The following is an 8,619-nucleotide window of genomic DNA, read 5'->3' on the forward strand; positions in this document are numbered from 1 at the left end:
TTTTCCCAGGAGAGATGGGTAGCAATGAGTGAGTTCCGCATCGAGCACGACTCGATGGGTGAGGTCCAGGTTCCCGCCGAGGCCAAGTACCGGGCCCAGACGCAGCGTGCCGTCGAGAACTTCCCGATCTCGGGTCAGGGTCTGGAGCACGCGCACATCGCCGCCCTCGGTGAGATCAAGGCCGCCGCGGCCAAGGTCAACGCCGAGCTGGGCGTGATCCCCGACGGTCACGGCAAGGCGATCCGTGAGGCCGCCCTCGAGGTCGCCGGCGGCAAGTGGAATGCCGAGTTCCCCGTCGACGTCTTCCAGACCGGCTCGGGCACCTCCAGCAACATGAACACCAACGAGGTCGTCGCCTCGCTCGCCAAGGAGCACAGCGGCCTGGACGTGCACCCCAACGACCACGTCAACGCCTCGCAGTCGTCCAACGACGTCTTCCCCTCCTCCATCCACATCGCCGCCACGGCCGCGGTGACCAACGACCTGATCCCTGCGTTGCGTCACCTCGAGGGCGCCCTCAACCGCAAGGCGATCGAGTTCGTCTCCGTGGTCAAGAGCGGCCGCACCCACCTCATGGACGCCACCCCGGTCACCCTCGGGCAGGAGTTCGCCGGGTTCGCCGCGCAGGTGCGCTACGGCGTCGAGCGCCTCGAGGCCGTCCTGCCGCGCGTGGCCGAGCTGCCCCTGGGCGGAACCGCGGTCGGCACCGGCATCAACACCCCGGACGGGTTCGCCGGGCGGGTGATCTCCGAGATCGTCGCCAACACCGGCCTGCCGCTGTCCGAGGCCCGCGACCACTTCGAGGCCCAGGGTGCCCGCGACGCGCTCGTGGAGCTGTCCGGCCAGCTGCGGACCATCGCCACCGGGTACTCCAAGATCGCCAACGACATCCGTTGGATGGGGTCGGGACCCACGACCGGCCTGAGCGAGGTCTTCCTGCCCGACCTGCAGCCCGGTTCCTCGATCATGCCCGGCAAGGTCAACCCCGTCCTGTGCGAGGCCATGCTCCAGGTGTCCTCGCAGGTCGTGGGCAATGACGCCGCAGTCGCGTTCGGCGGGGCGAGCGGCAACTTCGAGCTGAACGTGCAGCTGCCGATGATCGCGCGCAACGTGCTCGAGTCGGTCCGCCTGCTCTCGAACGTCTCGCGGGTCTTCGCCGACCGCTGCGTCGCCGGTATCGAGGCCAACGAGGAGCAGTGCCGCACCTACGCGGAGTCCTCGCCCTCGATCGTGACGCCGCTGAACCGCTACATCGGCTACGAGGAGGCCGCCAAGGTCGCCAAGCAGTCGTTGAAGGAGAAGAAGACCATCCGCGAGGTGGTCCGTGAACGCGGTTACATCCAGGACGGCAAGCTCACCGAGGCGCAGCTCGACGACGCCCTCGACGTGCTGGACATGACCAACTCCCAGTAGTTCCGGTCGAACCCACGGGGCACGCCGCACACCCGCGGCGTGCCCCGACGTGTGTGCGGGGGAGGGGAGCGCGGTGTAGGCCGGGTGCGCGGCCTGCGGGTCCGCGGGCGGAGGCTACTCTTCCCTGGGAACCAGTCCGTACCGGGGCACGTCCGACACGGGTGTCGGAAGGTCCCCGTCAGCCGCTTCGAGAGGGCGATACATGTCGAGCAACGGCGGGGGGGAGCGCCCCNCGGCGGTGGTGAGCGCCTCGTCGCGAACCGTTACGTTCTCCGCCGCGAACTGGGCCGGGGCGGTATGGGCATCGTCTGGCAGGCCCATGACCCCCAGCTCCACCGGGATGTGGCGATCAAACAGGTCCTGCTGCCCGGGCATTTCACCCCGGAAGAACGCGAGGACGCCCACGCGCGCGTGCGCCGCGAGGCCCGGTCGGCCGCCCGTGTCTCCCATCCCACGGTCATCACCATCCACGACGTCTTCGAGTGGGAGGACAGCCCCTGGGTCGTGATGGAGCTCGTCGAGGGTGGGTCGCTGTCAGAGATGCTCGACCGCGAGGGCGTCCTGGACCCCGACCGGGTCGCGCAGATCGGCGACTCCCTGCTGCGGGCCGTGCACCACGCCAACGAGGTCGGTGTGCTGCACCGCGACGTCAAGCCAGGGAACATCATGATGTCCACCGACGGGCGTGTGGTGCTCACCGATTTCGGGATCGCCACGATCGAGGGCGGGCCCAGCATCACCCGCACCGGTGCGCTCGTCGGATCCCCCGAGTACATGGCCCCCGAACGGCTCGAGGGCGGCGAGGCCGAGCACCGCAACGACCTGTGGTCCATCGGCGTGACGCTGTACGCCGCGGTGGAGGGGCGCTCGCCGTTCAACCGCGACACCATCACCGCCGCGATCGCCGCCGTCGTCTCCGGGCAGGTGCCGCCCAAGGAACGCGCGGGGTGGTTGGAGCCGGTCATCTCCGGGCTGCTGGAACGCGACCCCGACCGGCGGCTGACCGTGGAACAGGCCCTGCACCTGCTGTCCACACGCGGAGCGGGCGCGCACGCCCACCAGCCCCCGAGCGGCGCACAGGAGGCGCACCACGCACACGCCGCAGTTCCGCCGACCCATGACCCGTACGCGCAGCCGGGGTACCAGGCGCACCCGGCCCGACCCGGGCGGGAGCGCCGCGGGATGCGTATGGGGACCATGTTCGCCCTCGGGGCCGCCGGGGGCGCGTTGTTGCTGGTGGCCGGCGCCGTACTCTACGCCGTGGGGCAGTCCGGCGGTGACGGGGACGGAGAACAGCTCGGGGTCCCGCCGGGGGAAGAGCTTCCCGAGGGCGAGCAGGGCCCCGACGGTCCGGGCGGCCCCGACGACCCGGCCGGGGCCGACAGTCAGCCGCAGCTGGACGAGGACGGGGACCCGCCCGGCTACGACGACCTGGAGGCGTTCCGGGCCGAGCCGTTCTCGATCGACCGTCCTCAGGGGTGGGAGGTCGACGACACCGAGATCGACCAGGACACCGCGATGTTCTACCCGCCCGGCCACGACCAGCAGCTGTGGGTCGCCGGATGGTCGGAACCGATGGATGCCGGCAGCAGCCGCGCCTACCTCGTCGAGACCGAGGGCGGTACCGTCGACGATCCGTCCACGAGCGGGTTCGAGGCGCTCGAGGTGGAGGAGGTGGACGACGACTTCCCCGAGGACTGGGACATCGCCTTCATGGAGGCGGAGTTCACCAACGACACCTGGCCCACGCCCGAGCGGCACTACTGGATCTACGCCGTCGCCGTCGAGCACCAGGGCGAGCAGATGATGTACAACGTCTCGGTCAACGTGCCCCGCGAGCAGGAGGACTTCTACGACGACCTGCACGAGGACGTCATCGAGACCTTCACCCCGCACGTGTAGGGGCGTGGCCCGGGTTCCGGGCCCGGAACAGGGGAAGGCCCCGCGGCCGAGGAGTGACCGCGGGGCCTGCGTGGTACTTCGTGGTGCGGGGCGGGATCAGTACCAGCCGTTCGCCTCGGAGTGCTCCCAGGCGTCGCAGGGCGAGTTGTACCGGTCCTTGATGTAGTCGATGCCCCAGTCGATCTGAGTCGCGGGGTTGGTCTCCCAGTCGTCGCCGTGCGAGGCCATCTTGTCGCCGGGCAGGGACTGGGGGATGCCGTACGCGCCGGAGCTGGAGTTCTCGGCGGTGTGGTCCCAGTTGCTCTCGCGTTCCCAGAGGGGCTCGAGGCAGTTGTCGAACTCCTCGGCGCCCCAACCCTCGGACTCGACCACCTGGAGCGCGTACTCCTTCGGGTCGCCGGAGAAGCCGGGGCCGGAGGAGCCGGAGTCGTCCTCCTCTTCCTCGTCCTCCTCCTCGACGTTGGTTCCTTCGACGGCGCCGGACTGCACGCCGCCGCCGAGCACGGAGTCGCGCTCGTCCCCGGCCTGGGCCCGCAACTCGGCGAGCTCCTCCTCGGTGAGTTCCTCGGAGGCGTCGAAGAAGTCTTCCTCCGTGCTTTCGGTGTCGGTGTCGGTGTCGCGCGGTTCCTCGGTCTCGGTGTCCGGTGCTGCGGCGTTCAGGGCCGCGTCCGGCTGGAGACCGTCGTTCGCGAAAGCGGTCGCAGCGAAAGTCGCGCCGGCGACCAGTGTCGCCGCACCGACCGCCGCCGTACTACGCAGCGACATTCGGTTGAGTAGCACGATTGCCTTCCCAAGAGGGGGTCAATGGCATGGAGAGCCCGGTCAGTACCAGTTGTTGGCCTGAGAGTGGGACCAGGCCTCACACGGGCTCCCATACCGGTCCTTGATGTAGCTGAGTCCCCAGGAGATCTGGGTAGCGGGGTTGGTCTCCCAGTCGTCGCCGTGCGAGGCCATCTTGTCGCCGGGCAGGGACTGGGGGATGCCGTACGCACCGGAGCTGGAGTTCTCCGCCGTGTGGTTCCAGTTGCTCTCCTTGTCCCAGAGGGGTTCCAGGCAGTTGTGGAACTCGTCGGCGTCCCAACCCTCGTCCAGGACCATCTCGAGCGCGATCTCCTGGGCCGAGCCGTCGGGGGCCGAAGCTGTGTCGCCGCCGCCGGAGGGGGCGGAGGGTTCGGGGCTCTCCGTGGTGGAGGGCTCTTCCGGTTCGGGTGCGGGCTCGTGCACGGCCTCGCCCTCGCCGCCCGCGGAGCGCGTGCCCCGGTCGACGCGCTGCTCGGCCTGGGAACGGCGCTGTTCCAGGTCGCGGTCGCCGCCGTCGGCCTCGGGGGAGGAGTCGAAGAAGTCCTCCGAGGAGCTGGCCTCGGGCGGAACCGCGGCCGCGGATGCCTGGCCGGGGTCGACGTCGCCGGTCTGGGCGAAGGCCCCGACCGCCAACGTGGAGACCGCGACCAGTGCCGCGGCGCCGACGGCGCTGAGGCGGCGCGGTGTGAACGGGTTGAGTGGCACGATCGCCCTTTCGCGTTGACGCACGGCGCGGATCTTGTGGATCCGTGTTCCGCCGTGATTGCGCGCTGGCCGCGTGACCCGGGAGACGGCGCGGACGGGCGGAGGGTCTGGTCCGCTCGACGGTCCGCGGCATGGGTGTCTCACGCGGCGAGGGGGGTGCTGTTTCAGCGTCCTCAGCCTGCACCATCGTCACGAGCGCGTAACACCGTTTTTGCTGTGCCTTGGGTCACATCACGGAATGTGCCGGTTTTGCGCGCCTCTGACCAGTGTCTCGAGGACGGAGAGTAAATTACCTCGTGCCCGAGTCACGGTGTGGGGAGGTTCTCGTACTCAGGACGGGTGAGTATCCGTACCGATGTGCGGGGCCCGCCCCGGCCGTCACGATGCCGGTATGAACGCACACGACCCGCCCCTGTTGGAACGGTTGCGCCGGATCGACCGCCGTCTCCTGGTGCTCAACCGGCGTGTTCGGATGCTGCTGGCCGAACGCGACGCCCTCGTCGCGCACCTGAGAGCGGACCCCGCCCCGCACCCCCCGGCTCCCGCGCACGACGGACAGTCCGCGCACGACGTGCGTGGCTCGCACAGCGGTGGACCCGAGGCGCTCGATGTGAACGGGGCCGCAGGGGCGCCGGTGGTGCCCGAGGGGTTCGAGGCCGGGGCGCGCTCGGATGCGCCGCGCCGACCCGACCAGCACGCTTCGGATGCTGCACGTGTCGCGTCTGCGTGGGCGCCCGCAGCCGATGCCCCCGGGGCCCACGGGGNCCCACGGTGCGCACGGCGTGCCCGAGGTGCCTGCACCGCAGGCCCGGCAGGGCGCTGAGGCCGTGCACGGCGTGCGCGGCGTGTGGGACGCGCAGGGCGTGCAGCACTCCCGGGCGGCACGTGAGGGGGCGCGAGGCGCAGCGCCCGGAACCGGAACCGGAACGGTTCCGGAGGTCCGCCGCCACTCCGCACGCAACGCCATCCTCGGGCTCGGCGCGGCCCTGATGTCCGTGGCCGCCCTCGTCTTCGCCGTCTGGGCCTGGACAGCCGCCGACACCGGCACCCGCGCGCTCATGCTCCTGACCGTGACCGCCGGCGTCGCGTGGCTCGCGGTCCCCCTGCACCGGCGCGGCCTCGGTGCCACCGCCCAGGCGATGGGCGCGCTGCTGGTCGTCCTCCTCGGCGTCGACGCGTTCCTCCTGTGGGTCCTCCTCGGGCACGGAGTCGATCCGGCCGGATACGCCGCGGGCGCCACCGCCGTCGTGGCTGCCCTGCTCGCCCTGCACAGCCGGTACGTCCCCCTGCACGCCAACGCCCCGGTCGCCGTGGTGCTGGCCCAGCCGGTCCCGGTCCTGATCGTCGTCTCCGCCTCGCCCGGAACCGGATCCTGGATCTGGCTCCTGGTGGTGGCGGCCGCGACCGCGTTCGCCGACGCCCTGGTCCTGCGCGTCTTCACCCCCGTCGGCCTGCGGACGAGCGCGGGTGCGATGACGGTGCTGCCGCTGGTTGCCCTGGCGCTCGCGATCCCGCAGGCCACCACACCCGACGCCCGGTGGGCCATCGCCGCCGTCCTGCTCCTCGCCGGGTCCGCGGGGCTCGTGCAGGCGCGGGGGGAGATCCGCGAGCCCGTGTCGGCCGCCTGCGCCGTCCTGCTCGCCCTGGCGCCCCTGGCCGCATCCCGCACCACGAGCGTGCTCTTCCCCGGCCCCCTCGCGTGGTGGTGGGCCGATGACCTGCAGCTGACGGGTGTCCCCGCGACCGAGATGCTCCGGGCCGGAACCGATACCCCCACGGGCCCCCTGTTGCTCGTCCCCGTCCTGGTGGCGGCCGTGCTCGGCGCGGTCGCGGTCCGGCTGCTCGCCCCGGAGCGCCTGGTTCCGCATCTGGCCGTCTCCCTGCCGCTCACGGTCCTGCCGTGCGCGCTCCTCCTCAGTGCGTCGCACGCGGGCCTCGTCGCGACCGCGATGGTCCTCGGAACCGCGATGCTCCTCGGCTCGTGCCGGATCCCCGGAGACAACCCGTGGACCCTGGCGATCGGCGGCTGCGTGACCCTGGCCCTCGGCCTGTGGTGGTCGACCGCCGTGCAGCACGCCCTCGTCGCGGCCCTGCTGCTGTCCGTGTCGCTCGCCCTCCTGTGCCTGCACCTTCGACCCGGCATCCGCACACCACGTCCCACGGAACCCGGGGCCGCCGCACAGGTCCGGGGCGGCGGTGGTGAGCCCGAGGGGAAGAGCGCCTCGGGCGCCACCGTCGCGGGGACCCTGCGTTCCTGCGCCCTGGCCCTGTGGATCCTGACCATCGTCGCGGGCACCGTGCACGTCGTGCTCCTGGCTGCCACTCTCGAGGTCGCCCCGCAGGCACCCTCCGACCCCTGGTGGGCCGCCGCCCTGATCACCCTGTTGTGCGCGGCGTTCGGTCTGATCCGGGGCGGGGCAGCCCGCCCGGCCGGGATCGCGCTCATGCCGGTCGCGGTGCTCGTTGCCGGCCCTGCGCTCGCCCCGCTCGCCCGCGTCGTTCCGGAGGTGGGCCGCAGCGGCCCGACCCTGTGGCAGCCGGCGCACGCCGTCCTGGACACCTCCGTCTCCGGCGGCGCGGCCACGGCGGTCGCGGTGCTGGTGGCGGGCGCGGCGGCCGTGGCACTCACGTGGTTCCTCGACCGTCCGTGGTGGCCGCTCGTCACGTCCCTCGTCGCCCCGCTCGCGCTGCCGGCGGTGCCGATCGTGCTCGGAGCGCCGTTCGCCCCGACCGTCGCACTGTTCCTGGCCGTGGGCGCCGGGCTCCTGGCGCTGGCGGTCGAGGCAGGTGACCGGACCGGGGCACGCTGGGCTCCGGTCCTGGCCGGAACCGTGGTCCTGCTGTGGGCCCTGGCCTGGTCGCTCGCCTCCGTGTACGCCTCGGTGCCGACCCTGGCCGCGCTGGCGGTGGGCGCCCTGGTCCTCCAGCGCCGGGTCGTGCCCCGAGCCGAGGCCATGGCCCGGAACGCTGTCGCCGTCACCGCCGGAGTGCCCGCGTGCGCCGCCGTCGCGCGTGCCGCCCCGGTCCGCGCCGTCGCACGCGCCCTTTCCGCGAGCGCGATCGCCCTGTGGGCCACGGTGCTCGTGGTGGGCTCCGTGCACCTCGCCGTGCTCGCGTCCGCCGTCGACCCCGCCGTCGGATGGTGGTGGGCCGCGGCCCTGGTGACCCTGGTCTGCGCTGCGTTCGGGCTCTCCTACGGCAGGACGCTCCGGTGGGTCGGCGTCGCCCTCATGCCGGTTGCCGTTCTCGTGTCCGGCCCCGCCCTGCCCCCGCTCCTCGCCCTCGGCCCCGGTGTGCACGGGCCCTGGGGCGCACCGGACGCGGCCCTGTGGCAGCCCGCGCACACCGTGCTCGGCACCTCCACGTCCGAAGGCCTGCTCACGGCGGTCGCGGCACTGGTCGCGGGGGTCGCCGCCCTGGCGGTGACGTCGAGGCTCGACCGCGCCCGGATCCCGGCGGTCGCGTCCCTGGTCGCGCCCGTCGCTCTGATCCCGGTCCCCATCGTGCTGGAGCTGCCGTTCCTGGCCGCGCTCCTGCTCACCCTCGCCGTCGGCACGGCCCTGACCACCGCCGCCGCCCACCGCCGGGAGTACTCCGTCGACCTGTGGCTCCCAGGTTCCCTGGGCGCCGCGGTACTGGTGTGGGCGTTCGGCTGGGCGTCGGCCTCCGACCTCTCCACGGTCGTGGCCCTGCTCGCCGTCGCCGTCGCGGGGGCCACCGCCGCCGCCCTCGCCCGCACTCCCGTGATCGCGGTCACCGCCACGTTCGTTGCCACGGGCGCGACCGGCGGCAGCACCC

At 72.3% G+C, this 8,619-nt stretch carries 4 protein-coding genes and 1 pseudogene; 3 read left to right on the plus strand and 2 right to left on the minus strand.

Annotation, left to right across the window (positions count from 1 at the left end; all coding sequences use genetic code 11):
• The first annotated feature begins 24 nt into the window (after positions 1-24).
• Together D474_RS0117700 and D474_RS29110 are read left to right on the plus strand one after the other, a co-directional pair.
• Positions 25-1,413, plus strand: coding sequence for a class II fumarate hydratase (locus tag D474_RS0117700; protein WP_017614871.1), 1,389 nt, complete (start codon positions 25-27; stop codon positions 1,411-1,413).
• Between the two features lie 198 nt (positions 1,414-1,611).
• Positions 1,612-3,315 carry a serine/threonine-protein kinase gene (locus D474_RS29110; RefSeq protein WP_051051015.1) on the plus strand — a complete coding sequence of 568 codons (1,704 nt, stop codon included), beginning with the start codon at positions 1,612-1,614 and terminating at the stop codon, positions 3,313-3,315.
• Between the two features lie 96 nt (positions 3,316-3,411).
• Here the strand turns inward: D474_RS29110 and D474_RS0117710 are convergent, their stop codons facing one another.
• Together D474_RS0117710 and D474_RS0117715 are read right to left on the minus strand one after the other, a co-directional pair.
• On the minus strand, positions 3,412-4,080 hold the full coding sequence (locus D474_RS0117710) for an aggregation-promoting factor C-terminal-like domain-containing protein (protein ID WP_017614873.1): 669 nt from the start codon (positions 4,078-4,080) through the stop codon (positions 3,412-3,414).
• Positions 4,081-4,137: 57 nt separating this feature from the next.
• Positions 4,138-4,821, minus strand: coding sequence for an aggregation-promoting factor C-terminal-like domain-containing protein (locus D474_RS0117715; RefSeq protein ID WP_017614874.1), 684 nt, complete (start codon positions 4,819-4,821; stop codon positions 4,138-4,140).
• A 782-nt stretch (positions 4,822-5,603) separates the two neighbouring features.
• On the opposite strand from D474_RS0117715, the pseudogene D474_RS0117725 reads away from it, so the two are divergent.
• Positions 5,604-8,619, plus strand: a pseudogene (locus D474_RS0117725) (hypothetical protein); the annotation flags it as partial.

The sequence above is a fragment of the Nocardiopsis salina YIM 90010 genome, assembly GCF_000341025.1.
GTDB lineage: Bacteria > Actinomycetota > Actinomycetes > Streptosporangiales > Streptosporangiaceae > Nocardiopsis > Nocardiopsis salina.

What these genes read in the sequence shown, in the direction of transcription:
- D474_RS0117700 (WP_017614871.1), top strand. Translation starts at nt 25, where the DNA reads ATGAGTGAGTTCCGCATCGAGCACGACTCGATGGGTGAGGTCCAGGTT.
- D474_RS0117710 (WP_017614873.1), bottom strand. Translation starts at nt 4,080, where the DNA reads ATGTCGCTGCGTAGTACGGCGGCGGTCGGTGCGGCGACACTGGTCGCC.